At 40.2% G+C, this 17841-nt stretch carries 13 protein-coding genes and 1 tRNA gene; 8 read left to right on the top strand and 6 right to left on the bottom strand.

The annotated features are described in order from the left end of the window. Window positions 1–72: 72 nt before the first annotated feature. The 5 genes from FTV04_RS06655 to lldP all read right to left on the bottom strand — a co-directional run bounded on the left by FTV04_RS06655 (window position 73) and on the right by lldP (window position 7903). Window positions 73–2109 carry an NADPH-dependent 2,4-dienoyl-CoA reductase gene (locus FTV04_RS06655; RefSeq protein ID WP_180074327.1) on the bottom strand — a complete coding sequence of 679 codons (2037 nt, stop codon included), beginning with the start codon at window positions 2107–2109 and terminating at the stop codon, window positions 73–75. A gap of 182 nt (window positions 2110–2291) precedes the next feature. Beyond that, complete coding sequence (gene dld / locus FTV04_RS06650) at window positions 2292–3983, bottom strand: D-lactate dehydrogenase (RefSeq protein ID WP_180089084.1); 1692 nt, start codon at window positions 3981–3983, stop codon at window positions 2292–2294. Window positions 3984–4302: 319 nt separating this feature from the next. After that, window positions 4303–5457, bottom strand: a complete 1155-nt coding sequence (lldD, locus tag FTV04_RS06645) for an FMN-dependent L-lactate dehydrogenase LldD (RefSeq protein WP_180004197.1) — start codon at window positions 5455–5457, stop codon at window positions 4303–4305. A gap of 2 nt (window positions 5458–5459) precedes the next feature. Then, window positions 5460–6203, bottom strand: coding sequence for a transcriptional regulator LldR (gene lldR, locus FTV04_RS06640; RefSeq protein WP_180089083.1), 744 nt, complete (start codon window positions 6201–6203; stop codon window positions 5460–5462). 32 nt (window positions 6204–6235) lie between these two features. Further along, window positions 6236–7903, bottom strand: coding sequence for an L-lactate permease (gene lldP, locus FTV04_RS06635; protein WP_180004194.1), 1668 nt, complete (start codon window positions 7901–7903; stop codon window positions 6236–6238). A 619-nt stretch (window positions 7904–8522) separates the two neighbouring features. Between lldP and argG the strand changes: the two genes are divergently transcribed. Next, window positions 8523–9866 carry an argininosuccinate synthase gene (gene argG, locus FTV04_RS06630; RefSeq protein WP_078189146.1) on the top strand — a complete coding sequence of 448 codons (1344 nt, stop codon included), beginning with the start codon at window positions 8523–8525 and terminating at the stop codon, window positions 9864–9866. Window positions 9867–9948: 82 nt separating this feature from the next. Here argG and FTV04_RS06625 read toward each other — a convergent pair whose 3' ends face one another. Then, window positions 9949–11205: a diguanylate cyclase gene (locus tag FTV04_RS06625; protein WP_180089082.1), complete on the bottom strand. Its 1257-nt coding sequence runs from the start codon at window positions 11203–11205 to the stop codon at window positions 9949–9951. Window positions 11206–11356: 151 nt separating this feature from the next. On the opposite strand from FTV04_RS06625, the gene pyrC reads away from it, so the two are divergent. From pyrC to FTV04_RS06590, 7 genes are all read left to right on the top strand, one after another. Beyond that, the gene (gene pyrC, locus FTV04_RS06620; RefSeq protein WP_111885770.1) at window positions 11357–12391 is read left to right on the top strand and encodes a dihydroorotase; all 1035 of its coding nucleotides are present in this window, start codon (window positions 11357–11359) and stop codon (window positions 12389–12391) included. Further along, window positions 12376–13035, top strand: a complete 660-nt coding sequence (rnt, locus tag FTV04_RS06615) for a ribonuclease T (protein WP_078189149.1) — start codon at window positions 12376–12378, stop codon at window positions 13033–13035. Before pyrC ends, rnt begins: the two co-directional genes overlap by 16 nt. Before the next feature lie 20 nt (window positions 13036–13055). Further along, window positions 13056–13131, top strand: a tRNA-Glu gene (locus FTV04_RS06610). A gap of 205 nt (window positions 13132–13336) precedes the next feature. Further along, entirely contained in the window at window positions 13337–15874 is a 2538-nt protein-coding gene (locus tag FTV04_RS06605) for a TonB-dependent receptor plug domain-containing protein (RefSeq protein WP_180089081.1), read from the top strand. Between the two features lie 59 nt (window positions 15875–15933). Next, a complete protein-coding gene (locus FTV04_RS06600) occupies window positions 15934–16770 on the top strand; it encodes a hypothetical protein (RefSeq protein ID WP_180089080.1) in 837 nt (278 codons plus the stop codon). After that, on the top strand, window positions 16767–17534 hold the full coding sequence (locus FTV04_RS06595; protein WP_180089079.1) for a hypothetical protein: 768 nt from the start codon (window positions 16767–16769) through the stop codon (window positions 17532–17534). Before FTV04_RS06600 ends, FTV04_RS06595 begins: the two co-directional genes overlap by 4 nt. A gap of 65 nt (window positions 17535–17599) precedes the next feature. Further along, window positions 17600–17752 (top strand): hypothetical protein, encoded by a 153-nt coding sequence (locus tag FTV04_RS06590; protein WP_180004134.1) that lies wholly within the window; start codon window positions 17600–17602, stop codon window positions 17750–17752. Window positions 17753–17841: the final 89 nt, after the last annotated feature.

Here is a 17841-nt window from a genome sequence, read left to right as displayed (position 1 = left end):
CGGAGGTTTTATTCATCTGACAAGTAAAAATTACAACTAAACCTTTCAAATGAATATTGTTTCGCCAAATCCTTAAAGTTTAGCCGCGAGCTCCGCACCTTCACGTATTGCGCGTTTCGCATCTAACTCTGCTGCTAGTTTTGCACCACCAATAATATGGTAATTGGCAAGGGTTTTCTCACCCTGTTCGGGCATCAAATGCTTTACCGATTCCTGACCTGCACAAACAACGATCGTATCTACACGTAATAATTGATCATGCCCTGCATGTTCAACCCAAAGCCCTTCATCACTAATGGCTTTGTATTGAACACCACGCAGCATACGAACCGCATTTTTCTTTAATTGTGCACGGTGTACCCAGCCTGATGTTTTACCTAACCCTGCACCGAGTGCAGTTGTTTTACGTTGTAATAAATAAATTTCTCGAACAGGAGGTTCGAGCTCAGCAGCCTGCATACCGCCTTCTGTTACATAGTTTGGATTTGGATCAACACCCCACTCCCGCTGCCAATCCGCTAAAGGCATTGGTTGTGGCTGATGTGGTGGTTTGAGTAAAAATTCAGATACATCAAAGCCAATGCCGCCTGCACCAATCACAGCAACTTTATTCCCCACAGCTGCGCCCTTCAGCACTTCTGCATAAGACAAGACATTCGGTGCATCACTACCTTCAATTTTTAAGCTGCGAGGAACCACACCAGTTGCAATAACAACTTCCTCAAACCCTTCACGTTCAAGTTGCTCACGGTTTACACGCGTGTTTAAACGCAAATCAACACCCGTTTTTTCGATTTGAACTTTAAAGTAGCGAATCGTTTCGTGAAATTCTTCTTTACCGGGAACGACTTTTGCCAAGTTAAATTGACCACCCACCTCTGCACCAGCTTCAAATAAAGTCACGGCATGACCTCGGCTTGCCGCTACCGTTGCAGCAGACATACCTGCCACGCCACCACCGACGACTGCAATACGCTTCGGTTTTTTGGTTTTTAAATAAACCAATTCTGTTTCATATGCCGCTCGTGGATTGACCAAACACGTCGCACGCTGATTTTTAAAAGTATGATCTAAACAGGCTTGGTTACAGGCAATACACGTATTAATTTCATCGACACGGTTGGTCGCCGTTTTATTTACCCAAAATGGATCTGCCAAGAATGGACGCGCCATTTGCACCATATCTGCCTTGCCTGAAGCTAAAATTTCTTCAGCTGTATCTGGCATATTGATACGGTTTGACGCAATGACAGGTATCGCAACATGTTTTTTGACTTCAGCGGTATAATCCACAAATGCCGCACGCGGAACTGAAGTTACAATTGTCGGAATACGTGCTTCATGCCAGCCAATCCCCGTGTTCAACAACGTCACACCTGCTGCTTCCAAAGCTTTGGCAACAGTAATGACTTCAGCCATGGTGTTCCCATCATGAACCAAATCAAGCAATGACAAACGGAAGCAGATAATAAATTTCTCACCCACTTCAGCACGTATCGATTTCACAATATCAACCGCAAGGCGCATACGATTTTCAATTTCACCGCCCCAACGGTCTGTCCGTTGGTTGACATGACGGCTTAAAAACTGATTCAACAAGTAGCCTTCTGAACCCATAATTTCAACACCATCATAGCCGGCCTTATGTGCAAGACTTGCCGTTTTGACATAATCATCAATGGTTGAAAGAATTTGTTTGTCCGTTAATTGACGCGGTTTAAACGGTGAAATCGGAGATTTTATCGGACTCGCTGACACTGCAAAAGGCTGATAGCCATAACGCCCTGCATGCAAGATTTGCATTAAAATTTTGGCACCATGCTTATGCACTGCATGAGTCACCAATCGATGCGGAGCGATATCACCTAAAGTATTCATGGTACCGCCAGCAGGTAACAACCAACCTTGACGGTTTGGCGAAATACCGCCTGTAATAATCAGGCCGACACCACCTTTCGCACGCTCACCAAAATAAGCTGCAAGCTTAGGATAATTATAAAAACGATCTTCCAGCCCACTATGCATGGACCCCATCACGACACGATTTTTAATCGTGGTAAAACCCAAATGTAAAGGTTTTAAAATATTTGCATAGCTAGTCGTTGTCATGCTGAATCCTTATTTTGGCTTTGCAACTTGTTGCATAATACTTTAGCGGTTTTTTTATATTTTGGGATGACAGTTTAGAAAATATTCTTCGCTTTTATGGTCAATACCGCCTGATATATAAATCCTCTAACCATAAAAAAAGCCGTGATATTTCACATCACGGCGTGTTATTTTTAAAAGCATTATTTCCAATGCTTCAGCTTACTGGTTTGCCCAATCCCGACATTAAAGCTATTGGTTGGATCCAACTTTTGATAATGATTTTTTAATGCAGGCTTGGCAACATATAAATGTCCAACATTGTGTTCCGCAGGATATTCAGCACCACGATCATCGAGTAAATGCCACATTGCATGTTCCATTACCAAAGGATCTACACCTTTTTTCACAATATAATCTTGATGAAAAACATGACAGAGAAAATGTCCATAATAGAGTTTATGGATAATTTGCTCATCCATGGCTTTCGGCAAAGTTTCTACCCACTCTCGATCATTGCGACGTAGCGCAATATCCAGCGCAACAATATCTTCCACTTCCGAACGATGCGTATCACGATAACGAATTGCAGCACCTGCCACCGCAAAACGGTGTAAAAATGCTTTACGCCCTTCTTCGTCTGTGCATTTAAAATAATTGCCTGCCGTTTTATCTAAAAAATACGTTTTCAAATACGCATCAACTTGATCAACATCCTGATTTTCAATACGAATCATCAAATGATGTTCATATAAATCACGGAAGGCATTCATCCGTTTCGGCAAATGATTCGGCAAAAATTTTGTCACTAGCTGCAAGACTTTATCTGACAAACCTCGCAAGCCCAGTTTTTCTAAATAGCCATCGACTTTATCTTTCATGGCAAAAGCAGCTGGAACTTTTGCCGTGCCAAATTTTTCAATAAATACAAAAGAATCTTTGCCGTACTCAGCCCCAATGTCATATGCCACGCGATGAATGTACTCACCTGCAATCGGCAAGCGCGGCAAATCTTTTAGTAAAAAACGGCGAATTTCCGTCAAATCATCATGTGAATTGGTTCCTACATAAAACACCTGACTTGGAATCTTTTCAAAGGTATCTAAACGTACGGCAAAGACACACACTTTACCCGCTGAACCCGATGCTTCAAATAAGCGGCTTGGATCAGCATTGAAACGTGCAGGCGTATTTTCATCAACTTGTTTAACATCATGTGAATAGCGCTGATCAGAGGCACAGCAACTTGAATTATTCACAATATCATTGATTTGATAATTTTTATTTTCCAGCGCTGTGAGGATTTCTTCAGGCGTATTGCCAAGATGGACACCTAGATGATTGACCAACTCTAACTCACCTGACTCATTCACTTGTGCATACAGTGCAAGCTCTGTATAGGCAGGACCGCGGCGTACCAAAGCACCACCTGAGTTATTGCACACGCCGCCCAAAACCGATGCCCCAATACACGAAGAACCAATCACCGAATGAGGTTCACGATTAAATGGCAGCAAATCTTTTTCAAGCTTGTCTAATGTTGCCCCCGGTAGGCAAATGACTTGTTTACCTTCATTAATCACTTGGATGCCAACCAAACGACGTGTACTTATCAGCACCACAGGACGGTCATAGTCATCACCAAAAGGCGTTGAACCACCTGTCAGACCTGTATTGGCGGCTTGCATAATCACAATACAATTTGCATCCACAGCCGCTTGCAGCACTTGCCATTGCTCAAGCAAAGAGCCCGGTGTAACCACAGCCAATACTTTTCCTGCACCGTAACGGCGACCTTGGCGGTATAAACGTGTGTCTTTATCTTCAGTTAAAACGTGTTGCTTACCGACGATGTTGATGAGGTTTTGAATGGTTTGTAATGATTGAGTTTGCATGCTCGTAGAATTTTCCATTTTCAATATTTTCTCTCCTTGATAAAGAGGAATAGCATTGTTATGCAATGAAAAAATATTGATTTAAATAATTTTAAACAACGTAGGTTTATTTGCACATATCAAAAGTTTTTAGTCATTGTTATTAAAATCTATAATGAATATCCCTTCTCCCTTTGGGATGAGTAGCAACGCTACGCAAGAGGGTTAGGAGAATTATTCAATAAACACCTCTCCCTAACCCTCTCCTGCAAAGAGAGGGAACTTTCATTGCTAATTTTTTTGATGACAAATAACTTTCCCAAGAGATCGATTCAAAAAATCACCCAGCCAACTCTTTCTCTAACTTCACCAAACAATCAGATGTAATATCCGCAATGGTTTTTGCACCTGTTAAGGTCATCGCAACACGCATTTCTTTATCAATCAGTTCTAAAAGATTGGAAACACCTTCACCACCTGCTGCACCGAGCGCATAAACAAAGGCGCGACCGAGCATACAGGTATCCGCACCCAAAGCCAGCATACGCACCACATCTAAACCATTTCGAATACCTGAGTCCGCAAGAATTTTAATATCGCCTTTTACGGCATCGGCAATTGGTGGCAATGCACGCGCTGAAGATAAAACCCCATCGAGCTGACGGCCACCATGGTTTGACACCACGATGCCATCTGCACCAAAACGCACAGCATCTTTGGCATCTTCAGGGTCAAGTATGCCTTTAATAACCATCGGTCCATCCCAAAATTCACGAATCCACTCAAGATCTTTCCATGAAATTGATGGGTCAAAGTTATTACCCAACCAGCCGATATAATCTTCTAAACCTGTTGGTTTGCCCAAGTATTTAGAAATATTCCCTAAGTCATGCGGACGACCTAATAAACCCACATTCCATGCCCAGTGTGGATGGAAACACGACTGCATATAACGGCGCATGGCTGCATTTGGCCCGCTCATCCCTGAGTGCGCATCACGGTAACGCGCGCCCGGAACAGGCATATCCACGGTAAACACTAAAGTTGAACAGCCTGCAGCTTTGGCACGTTCTAAGGCATTTTTCATAAAGCCACGGTCACGTAGCACATATAACTGAAACCACATGGGACGCTGAATCGCTGGCGACACCTCTTCAATAGGACATACTGAAACGGTAGACAGCGTAAATGGAATGCCCTTTTTATCTGCGGCTACTGCTGCTTGAACTTCGCCGCGGCGTGCATACATCCCGGTTAAACCCACAGGTGATAAAGCCACAGGCATTGATAAGGTTTCATTAAACAGTTGGGTTTCTAAACTCAGCTGTGACATGTCATTCAGCACACGTTGACGCAACGCTATTTTTGATAAATCTTCTACATTACGCTTTAAGGTATATTCGGCATACGCCCCGCCATCGATGTAATGAAATAAAAATGGCGGTAAACGACGACGTGCCGCTTCACGATAGTCATTGGCAGAAGAAATAATCATGCTTATATCCTGTTTAATCGACTGGCACGCTGACGACGAGCTTCTTCTTCATCAATCATGCGCACCTGTTGTACTACAAACTCAATGTGTCCACAGACTGCTTTACGTGCAGCTTCAGGATCACGACGTTCAATTGCATTCATGACTTGGAAGTGCTGATCATGCAATTGATCAAATCGGTGTGCTTCGCTATAAACTTTTCGACGACCTAAAACGACATTAAATTGCAACAGATCAAATAGACCACGCATCATCTGAATCAACACTAAATTATGTGATGCTTCAGCAATTGCTAAATGAAATTTGGCATCTGCACGCGCTGCTTCATCGTCATTGCCTAAAGCCTGAAAATGATTGATCTGATCATAATAATGTCGGATATGTGCCAAGTCCTCTGCTGTAGCACGTTGTGCCGCATACCATGCGGTACCACCTTCCAAAATAATGCGCGCCTCTTGCACATCAAAACGGTAGGCAGGGTCTTCACTAATCAAACTGCTGATGGGCTGCACAATTTGATAACTCGACCAAGTCGCAGGTAATTGCTTTAAAAAAGTCCCCGCACCGACTTTACTGACCAACACGCCCATGCTGGTCAATTGAGAAATCGCTTCGCGTAAAGAGGTGCGTGAGACGCCAAGTTGTTCACACAGTTTCCGTTCAGCAGGCAGACGATCTCCAACTTGCATATTGCTTTCTTCAATCAATACACGAAGACTTTGAACAATTTTATCAGAGACTTTCATCTGCTTTCCTTAACGTTGTTACACAATGCGTGTTATGGAATCATCCAAGGGAACACATAAGCTTGTAGGGTGATTAAAATCCCCATCATGATTGTGAACGTTATACTGTGTTTTACGGTAAAACGGAATAAATCAGACTCTTTACCTACCAAGCCAACTGCCGCACATGCAATTGCAATTGACTGCGGAGAAATCATTTTTCCAGTCACACCACCACTGGTATTGGCAGCAACGAGTAATACTTCTGGCACACCAATTTGCTGTGCAGTAGTTGCCTGTAATGCAGCAAATAGTGCATTGGCTGACGTATCTGAACCCGTGAGGAATACACCAAGCCATCCTAAAAATGGCGAGAAGAAGGTAAAGGCTTGACCTGTATGTGCAAGGGCCAAAGCCAAGGTCGAAGACATACCTGAATAGTTGGCGATAAAAGCAAAAGACAACACCATCCCAATCGAATAAATTGGAATTTTTAATTCATTAATGGTTTCACCAAAGGTCACAATCGCGTCTTTCGGCTTCATTTTTAAGAAAATAATGGTAATGATCGCAGCAATGACAATTGCCGTACCTGTTGCCGAAAACCAATCAAATTTATAGATGGCATCGTAGTCCTTCATTTCAGGTACGACTGGCGGCATCTTTTGAACTAATTGGTGTAAGAATGGCACTTTGATCGAAATAACCAAATCATGTAAAGCACCGTCTTTGGTAAATAAATCCTTAAACGGTTTAATACTCCAGATCGTGACCATCACCGTTAAGATCGCAAATGGCGACCACGCTTTTGCAATTTGACCCAAGCTATATTTTTGCTGTTTTTGTGCAGCAACATCTTCACTCATCGTCGCATCTTGATCTGCAAAGCGGAAAATATGTTTAGGCTGCCAATATTTAAATAAAATCGTTAATGACACTAAAGAGGCAATCGCCGCAGTAATATCGGGTAATTCAGGACCGACAAAGTTCGAGGTTAGGTACTGTGCAATCGCAAAGCTACTCGCCCCAACCACAACCGCAGGCCAAGTTTCCTTCACACCGCGCCAGCCATCCATAATCGCCATAATCCAAAACAGTACAATCGGCACCATAAATGGCAGCTGTCGACCAACCATCTGACTGATTTCCATCGTATCTACACCAGACACTTGTCCAGCAACGATAATTGGAATACCCATCGCACCAAAAGCCACTGGCGCTGTATTTACGATCAGACAAAGACCTGCCGCATATAAAGGTTTAAAGCCTAAACCTACCAATAGTGCTGCGGTAATCGCCACAGGAGCACCAAAGCCCGCAGCACCTTCTAGGAAAGTACCGAAAGCAAAGCCGACTAATAGCATCTGTAAACGTTGATCTTCAGTAATGGAAAGTATCGAAGAACGGATGATGTCAAACTGCCCTGTTTTGACTGAGATTTTATACAGGAACACCGCACCAATAATGATCCATGCGATCGGCCATAAACCATAGAAAAAACCGTAGACCATCGAAGCCAATGCCATAAGCGCAGGCATGTCATAGGCAAATAAAGACACCAACAGTGCCAGTACAACGGTGATCGTACCTGCCACACTGCCTTTTAAACGAAATACAGCAAGCGCCAAGAAAAAAAAGATAATCGGAATGAGCGCAATTAAACTTGATATCCATATATTCCCCATTGGGTCATATATTTGCTGCCATTGAAGCATTGTCATCTCCTTGAAATGCTTACTAAGATTTAATTATTGAGCAATATCAGCATGTGGTCTTTTTATCATTGGTATGACCAATATAAATATTAAACACATAAAAACTCATACTATTGCTGAAATACTCCGCAATTTTTAATTATTTCAACTCAATCATTCAAGCTTTTCTTGTTTTTGGTATGACCAATATAAAATACAAAAACATTATTTTTCCGTTTAAAAATCTCCATATCAACTTTTAAATATCTGTTTTGTATTTATTATTTACAACTAAACTTTATAAAATATACTTTAGTCTAATAACCACGCTTTGTTTGACCTCAGTCTCATTTCAATGAAAAGCATAAAAACCAAATTAACCCAATAATGGTATGACCATTAATTTAAATCAAATAGATTTCTTTATATTTACATCCTATTCCATTCAGAAAACGCATTTTCCGCCCGCAAAAACTGGATGAAGTATTCACCAATAGATTTCAACGATCATTTTTTTCCACCTCATCGCTTGTATCTCATGATTTTTTAGAAAAACCCCGCAGAAAAGTGCTACAATCATGCACATATATGTATTCTTTCAGGCCACCCATTCTCGGTGCCTATATTTATATCGTTAGGATTAACAATGACTGATAATGCAACTATCTTGCAGAATGTCCCAGTTGGCAAAAAAGTTGGTATTGCCTTCTCTGGTGGTCTAGATACTTCAGCTGCGCTTTTGTGGATGAAACAAAAAGGTGCAGAACCTTATGCTTACACAGCAAACTTAGGTCAACCTGATGAAGACGACTACGATGCGATTCCAAAAAAAGCGGAAGCGTATGGCGCAGTTAAAGCTCGCTTAGTTGATTGTCGTTTACAACTTGCTTTAGAAGGTATTGCGGCTATTCAATGTGGCGCTTTCCACATTTCAACTGGTGGTATGCCTTATTTCAACACGACTCCTCTTGGTCGTGCAGTTACAGGTACGATGCTTGTAACCGCAATGAAAGAAGATGACGTAAACATCTGGGGTGACGGTTCGACTTATAAAGGTAACGACATTGAACGTTTCTATCGTTATGGTCTGTTGACTAACCCATCGCTAAAAATTTACAAACCTTGGTTAGACCAAACTTTCATTGACGAGCTAGGCGGCCGTGCAGAAATGTCACAGTTCCTGATCGACAATGGTTTTGACTACAAAATGTCAAAAGAGAAAGCGTACTCAACTGACTCAAACATGTTAGGTGCGACTCACGAAGCAAAAGATCTTGAATACCTTAATGCGGGTATCAAAATCGTAGACCCAATCATGGGCGTTGCGTTCTGGAAAGATGACGTAGAAGTAAAAGCTGAAGAAGTTTCTGTAACTTTCGAAGAAGGCTTCCCTGTTGCATTAAATGGCAAACGCATCGAAAACCCAGTTGAGTTCATTCTTGAAGCTAACCGTATCGGTGGTCGTCATGGTCTAGGTATGTCTGACCAAATCGAAAACCGTATCATTGAAGCAAAATCTCGTGGTATCTACGAAGCTCCGGGTATGGCACTTCTTCATATCGCTTATGAACGTTTAGTGACTGGTATTCATAACGAAGACACCATCGAACAATACCGTATTAACGGTCTGCGTTTAGGTCGTCTTCTTTACCAAGGTCGTTGGTTCGATTCTCAATCATTAATGCTTCGTGAAACTGCGCAGCGTTGGGTTGCTAAAGCAATCACTGGTACTGTGACTTTAGAACTTCGTCGTGGTAATGACTACACTATTCTAAACACTGAATCTCCTAACCTCACTTATGAAGCTGAGCGTTTAACTATGGAGAAAGGTGACTCTATGTTTAGTCCTGCTGACCGTATCGGTCAATTGACTATGCGTAACTTGGATATCACAGATACTCGCGCTAAATTAGGTATCTACACAAACTCTGGCTTACTTGCAGTAGGTACAGGTTCTGCAGTGCCTCAATTAAAAGACAAAAACAAATAAGATTTGTTGAGTCATAAAAAACCGCGCATTTTGCGCGGTTTTTTATTGCCGATTTCAGAGAAGTTCTCAATTTTATTAAACATTAAGCCACATGTGCTGAACGAATCGACTGATAGTAAATTTGATTCCGGCCTAATTGTTTCGCACGATACAACGCCTGATCGGCAATATTTAACAGTTCATCCTTCGTCATATTTTCAGCACGATATACCGTAATACCCAAACTAATAGTGACGTGATTTGAAACCTGTGATTTGGCATGTGGAATTTCTAAACGATCGATTGCTTTATAAATATTTGACGCTACCGCATAAGCACCATGCGCATCGGTTTCAGGCAATAAAACCACAAATTCTTCACCACCATATCGCGCTACAAAATCCATATGTCGAATGGCATTTTTAATGGTTTTGGCAATGGTTGAAATTACATCATCGCCTTTTTGATGACCGTAGAAATCGTTATAGTTTTTAAAATGATCAACATCGATAAATAGCACAGCAAGCGAGGTGTTATTACGTCGAGATTGCTCATAAAAGGTATCAAGCATTTCATCAAAAGTACGTCGATTTGAAATCTTGGTTAATTCATCATGCTGACTTAAATGCAAAAGCTCTGTGGTATGAATACGATGGATTTTTTCACTAATATCCGCGCGCAGCATATTCAAAAAAATCATCCTTTCACGCGCACAGAGCATCTTACTGATTGCAAAACCCAATACACAGCTTCCAATCAGTACACGCCCCAACACCATCATATCAAATTTCACTTCTAATGAAAAAAGCATCAACATGGTGACCACAGCAGCCAACAAGCCAGACATCAACATTTGGACCGGTTTCACCCCCGTCAAAATGTAGCTCAAGATGTAAATCATACAAAGGATCATCATGGCCTGATGTTTAAGTGCTTCGGTATACACGGTCATGGTGAGCCAAGACATTGTAATAACTGCCCAGAACACCACAAACATACTGGCATGTGAAAAATAAGGTTTCAGACGGTCGTAACGGGCAAAGGCATATAAAGTCAAAAGACACAGCGCACCATTGAGCTGTCCGACCAAACAATGAATAAAATCATGCACAAAATGCTGTTGATCAATAATCCAATAATCTCCAGGAATGATCAGCATGGTCAGCACAAAGTAGATCAACACCCCCATCCAAAAAAAATGACGTATGTTGGTTTGCGCACGATCGAGGTTTAAAGTCCAAAATTGCGTTTCCAGTTTTTTAGGAAACATTTCCCCTACACGACGAGTTTGCCGTGTAATCAGTTCCTCTATTTTTTCTTTATCGTATTGCAACTTTGCAAGGTTATACTTGTATTCCATTTCCAAGCATTTATCTAATTCTTTTAGTCATTTAAAAATACCACAGTTTTATTCTTAATTTATATCTGTTCAGTCATTTGTACAGAAATCTCGTTACCATTTTCACATTATTTGCATTATCATTTGTTTTATTTCCAAGCTTGGAATCGCTGTGAACACGATTACTCTTCTTCAGCCAGATGATTGGCATGCACATTTACGTGACGGTCTAGCCCTAAAGCGTACAGTTCCTGATTTAGCACAACAATTCTCTCGCGCGATTTGTATGCCAAACACCGTACCACCGGTAAAAACCGTTGAAGAAGCAAATGCATACCGTGAACGTATCATGGCACATGTTCCTGAAGGTGTTCACTTTGACCCGCGTATGGTGCTCTATTTCACAGACAACACCCCAGCGAGTGAAGTTAAAAAAATTAAAGAATCTGAGCATGTTAATGCCATCAAACTTTATCCAGCAGGTGCAACCACGAATTCGGACAGTGGTGTCAGTGACATTAGTAAAGTCTATGGTGTAATTGAGCAACTCGAAGAACATCAAGTGCCATTACTGTTACATGGTGAAGTTACGCACAACCATGTCGATATTTTTGACCGTGAAAAACGTTTCCTTGATGAAGTACTGTCTCCACTGTTAAAACAATTCCCTAAATTAAAATTGGTACTAGAACACATCACCACCAGTGAAGCTGCGCATTTTGTATTAGAACAAGACCGTAATGTCGCTGCAACAATTACACCGCAACATTTATTATTTAACCGTAATGACATGTTGGTGGGTGGTATTAAACCGCATTTCTATTGTCTACCGATTTTAAAACGTCAAACCCATCAGCAAACTTTGCTTGAAGTCGCGACCAGTGCAAACCCTAAATTTTTCTTAGGTACAGACAGTGCGCCGCACTCAAAAAATGCTAAAGAAAATGCATGTGGCTGTGCAGGATGTTATAGTGCACCAACAGCAATTGAGCTATACGCTCAAGCATTTGATCAAGTCGGTAAAATCGACCGTTTAGAAGGTTTTGCAAGCCATTTTGGTGCAGACTTCTACGGACTCCCTCGAAATACCAATACCATTACCTTGGTAAAAGAAGATCAAGTGATCCCTGAAAGTTTAGACTATTTGGATGGCGAAAAAATTATTCCGTTGTATGCGGGTAAGACCATCCAATGGAGAAAAGTGTGACAGATGAAACTCGACCAGTCATTGGTCAACGTTTCCGTGGATTCCTACCTGTTGTTGTCGATGTCGAAACAGCAGGTTTTAATTCACAGACCGATGCCTTACTGGAAATTGCAGCGATTCCTATTGTGTATGATGCAGAAGGTAATTTTGTACCGGGTGAAGCCCACCATGCACATATCAATCCATTTGAAGGTGCCAACCTTGACCGTCGTTCACTGGATTTTATTGGTGTAGATCCATTTAATCCGATGCGTATGGCCATGGCTGAAGATGAAAAATCAGCATTAAAACGTATCTTCAAAGCAGTAAATGAAGTACGTCGCCAACAGAACTGCACACACGCGGTTTTAGTTGGTCATAATGCCCATTTTGACTTAGGTTTTGTACAGGCAGCGATTGCACGTACAGGGACAAAAAATCAAAATCCTTTCCATAGTTTTTCCGTATTCGATACAGTGACTTTGAGCGCTGTAATGTTTGGACAAACTGTGCTGGCAAAATCATGTATTCAAGCTGGTATTGAGTTTGATGGTAAAGAAGCACACTCTGCACTTTACGATACTCAGAAGACCGCTGAACTGTTCTGTTATATTTTGAACAAACTCGGCCCTCACCTACTTGACACTATGATGGCGGATCAATAAGATACCGCCATCTTCTAAACGTCCCTATCGTCTAGAGGCCTAGGACATCGCCCTTTCACGGCGGTAACCGGGGTTCGAATCCCCGTAGGGACGCCAATACTTCTTATCAAGCTTTTTCTTTTTTCTAATATTCATAACGAATGAATATTCTTAAATCATCACTATTTCTATCTTAATTCTCATTGACTGAATTTCTGTGTATTAAAAAACATTTATTGCAAATAATTCTCATTTCTATTGATTATTCCCGTAAAGTTAATGATAATCGCTATCGTTTTTATCTGCATAATTGTTGACAGCCATGCGCTTTGCCTATTCTCACCTCAATATCGCAATTTTGACTGCTTTAGCATCTCAAGCTCATGCCAATGAAATTGATTCAACTCAAGTTATTCAAAGCAATAACCTCAAAATGACGCCGATTGAAGTTGAAGTCAAAGCCAAGCCAGAAGTAGGTAAAACCATCTACACCAAAGAAGATTTAGAAAAAACGCCGAATAGCTCTAAAAACATCACTGACTTTTTAAAAGTTAATCCAAATGTGCAGTTTAGCCGTGAACAACGTTCTGCAGATTCACAGGCTGAGCTACGACCATCCGAGATATCTATTAATGGCGCGCAAACTTACCGAAATAAATTTGTAATTAACGGCGTCAATACCACCAATAACCTTGACCCACTGGCAAGCGGCAACTCCTATTCAGGCAAGCTTGATGGTGGCTCACAAGGGATGGCCCTAAATACCGATTTAATTTGTAAATTAGAATTGATCGATAGTAATGTTTCTGCAGCATACGGCGAATTTACAGGTGGTGTAGTTAATGCTGAAACTTGTGCCCCAAATACTGAAATTGGCAAAATCCACGGCTCCGTTACTTACGACTACACGGAAAGTGATTGGTCACGTTATCATTTTACCGATGAAGAAGAAGCTGCAGAGTTTGAAGATCCAACATCATCAAATAATAAAGAATATAAAAAACACGGCCTAAGCCTGAATCTATACAGCAAACTCTCTGAACAATGGGGCATCAATAGTTATGCCTCTAAACGTGAATCCATCGTTCCAGTAATGAGTGGTTTAGAAGATCGCAGTAAAGTCAAAAGCGAGCGTAATAATATCAACTTAGGGACTACCCTTTTTTATACACCTTCGGACACAACCAAAGCGAAGTTTGGCTTTGATTTAGGGGATTTGGACAGTCTAAATTTAGTTGATAAGCGAATAAATTCAAAAAGTATTAGCAATACAGAAACGCTGACATTTTTTGGTGAATTAGAAAGTAAACTCAATAATTCAACATTAAAACAAAATATTAGCTATCAAACGCTAAGCCAAGCACGTGAAAATGATTCAACTACCGGCATTCTTTGGAAGCAAACACCAACTAAAAACTGGAGTTCCAATCCTGGTGAAGGTGCCACAAGTAGTGATATTGAATTACACCAAGATACATTTTCGTATAGTCTAAAAAATGCGTTTGATACCGTTCAGATTGGTAACAGCATGCAACAATTAAGCTTTGGTATGGGCTATGACTATTCTAAAGTTGCATGGGAACGACCTAACGATGCCTATATGTATAATCAGCCTAAGACTTTTACATCTAGTTCAGGCATTAGCTGTACGGCAGGTGATATTCTTTGTGATGAAGCAACGGATGAAAATAACTATCAAGGCCAATATCAAACAAATGGCAAGTATTATCAAAAAGGTAAAGTTAATATTGACCAACAACGTGTGCATACCTTCATTGAAAACACATCGACTTGGGATAATTTTTCAGCGCGTTTAGGTTTACGTGCAGATTATGAAAGCTTGTCGAAAAATTTAAATATTGCACCTCGTACTGCCTTTAACTATAAACCGCTAAAAAATGATCTTTTGTCCTTCACTACGGGATGGAATCGATATTATGCAAACTATACCTTAGCCACTGAACTGCAAGATCAACTTGCATTTTTGGAATACAATTTAAAACGCACAAAAAATCAAACTGAAGACTATTGGACTCAAACTGGGTTATCAGATTTAATATTAGCTAATTCCAATGTTCAACGTGCCAATTTAAAGACCCCTTATGCTGACGAAATTGTGTTTGCCATTAATAGCCAAGTTAAAAACTGGAACCTTGGTCTGAAATGGGTGAATCGTGATAGCAAAGATGAAATCACAAAAAATCGTTTTATTGATCCAACAACCAGCAACACCATCGATCATTTTGAATATAGTAATAGTGGTAAGGCAAAAGCTGACATTTACACACTCACACTCAGAAATACGCTGCCAGTCGTATATAAAAACTCTCTGCACGGGTTTAACTTTGGCTTTGATTACACTGAATCAGAAAAAAATTATTTAGACTATTCTGAGTCATATAACGTTAACAGTAATACGACTGCTGAAGATCGCGATATTATCTTTAACGGCAGCCTCATCCAATTTAATGAACGTCCTGTTGAAAATTTCAATCAGCCTTGGACTGCTCGTTTTGGTTGGGACATTGAGTTTTCAAATTTACCATTAAAGATTAATAACTTCTTAAGCTACAAATCTGAATATAAAGATACGTATAAACTAAAAAACAAAGTTGAGCATGATGGTGTCCTGTTGGAAGCCTATGCTACAGATACGATTAGACCTCGATTTAGTTGGGATATGCGTACCACTTATGATTTGAATTTCTCTAAAGACTACAAAGCAATATTCGGTTTAACCATTAACAATATTACCAATCGACATAATATCTATACCACCCCAGGTATTAGTGAGTCGACCAACAGACTTAGATCTGAAATTGGGCGACAGTTCATTGCTGATGTCACATTTAAATTTTAATCTTCCCTATCAAGAGCGCCTTAAAAACGCTCTTGATTCATTTTAAAATAGACTAAAACATGAAAAAAATAATCTTACTCTTTGGCCTGTGCATAGTATGTCTCGGTATCTTCATCTACATTTTTAGACCCGAAGCCAGCCTACCGACAAATCTTTCAAATACTGTTGAGCACGATGCCAATCAGACAAATCAAACAGCATTGAATGATGACCAAGAATCTTCTATTCCCGAAACCAACGATCATGACACTCAAATACAAGCGAAAAAAACCAAAAAATTGAGCGAAGAAGCAATACAGTATTACCGAACAGCAAGTAAATACGGTTGGGAGTCAATCGTTCGTGATTTTGAAAATGGAACCATCCTAAAAAGTAAAATGCCTAAAGGGGAAATAGAAAAACTTTGCGAAATTGCACTGAGTCAAAGCACTGCCGATAAAACCAAACGCTTATTTAAAGCAAATTGCAAACCACTCAATGGCCGTTCATCCTCTATGATTATTAATGGCGCATTAACCAATACAGAAGGCAAAATAGATCAAAACGAAATCATTGAAAAATTAAAACTCTACAAGTCGGAAAATGTTTTACAAACACACGTTACGTATAAATTTGGCCCGTATGAAGAAAAAAGCTCTTTGCAATCTAAAACAATTGGTTGGGGGCTTGAAGACGTTTTTGATTATTTGCTGAGTATTGGAGTCGATTACACGGGCGTGGATGGTAATTTAATTTTAGACAATATCAAAGGCCGTAACCCTTCTGTGAGTTTGGTTCAAAAACTACTGAATGCAGGAATCGAGCCCAATAGTAACGTTTATAAACAAATGGAACAGAATGACTTTTCAACCAAATATCCTGACGTTTACAATTTATTAAAAGCACACAAACCATGAAAAACATCGTTATTACCAGCTGCCTGCTAATGAGTATGCATTGCTTTGCAAATGCTCCAGTGCCACAAAATCACGCTACCAATGCACCATCAGTGAAAAACATTCACGACTTTAAAAAGATCAAAGGGATGACAAATGATGCATCTCGTTATTATAAATTTATAAACATATATGGTTGGTCAGCCATAGTGCAGGAATTTGAAAATAAAAATATTCAAAACAGTAAAATGAAAAATAAAGAAGTTAAAAAAATGTGTGACACAGCGCATCTTATACTTCCACTTCAAGATATCAAGCGACTGATTGCTGCTAATTGCAAACCCAGCTCAAACGATGTCACTTTTAATACCATCAATAGGACTTTAAAAAATGGCGATGGTTCTATTAATGAACAAGAAATTATTGCTAAATTAGAATTTTATAATGCATTAGGATTATTAAAAACACATCAAACATACGGCCGTGGCTATCGTGCAGAAACATATAATTTACTCTACAAAGCTGCCGGTTTTGGTTTGCCTGATGTTTTTGATTATCTCCTGAATATCGGACTCACAGTAAAATATACCGATGGTAACTTACTAAATACACATTTTGATGGTCGCTCCCCTCAACTCGCTTTAACCCAAAAAATTTTAAAACTGGGTATCAAGCCAAATGCTTCAACCATCACAATCATGCAACAACGGAACTTTAAACAACACTACCCCGACATTTACCAAGTCATCCTATCCAATCTAGAACAGAAAAACCGTAAACTTTAATTAATTACAGCCTGACTGGTTTTGTTTATACTTCAGCTTGATCTATTTTGATGTAAGAATACCCTATGTTTAAAAAGTTGCTCTTGGTTTTAGCCATCTTATTTCCATCTGCACTCTATCTGTATATTGTGAGCCGCGATGACAACAAAGCCCCTGTAACCGAACAAACTCAAGTACCTGCAACCTCCGAAGCCGAATATCAAACTCCTGACCATTAATCTAATGGTCAGTGCTAAAGATTTAAATTTTAGATCAGTATTATCACATTATAAGAAAAATTCGATTTATCAATCATTTCACTGTATTC

Origin of the sequence: Acinetobacter sp. YH12219 (assembly GCF_013417875.1) — a bacterium.
GTDB lineage: Bacteria > Pseudomonadota > Gammaproteobacteria > Pseudomonadales > Moraxellaceae > Acinetobacter > Acinetobacter amyesii.
The sequence above is the reverse complement of the archived record's forward strand: the minus strand, read 5'-3'. Positions and strand labels throughout refer to the sequence as shown.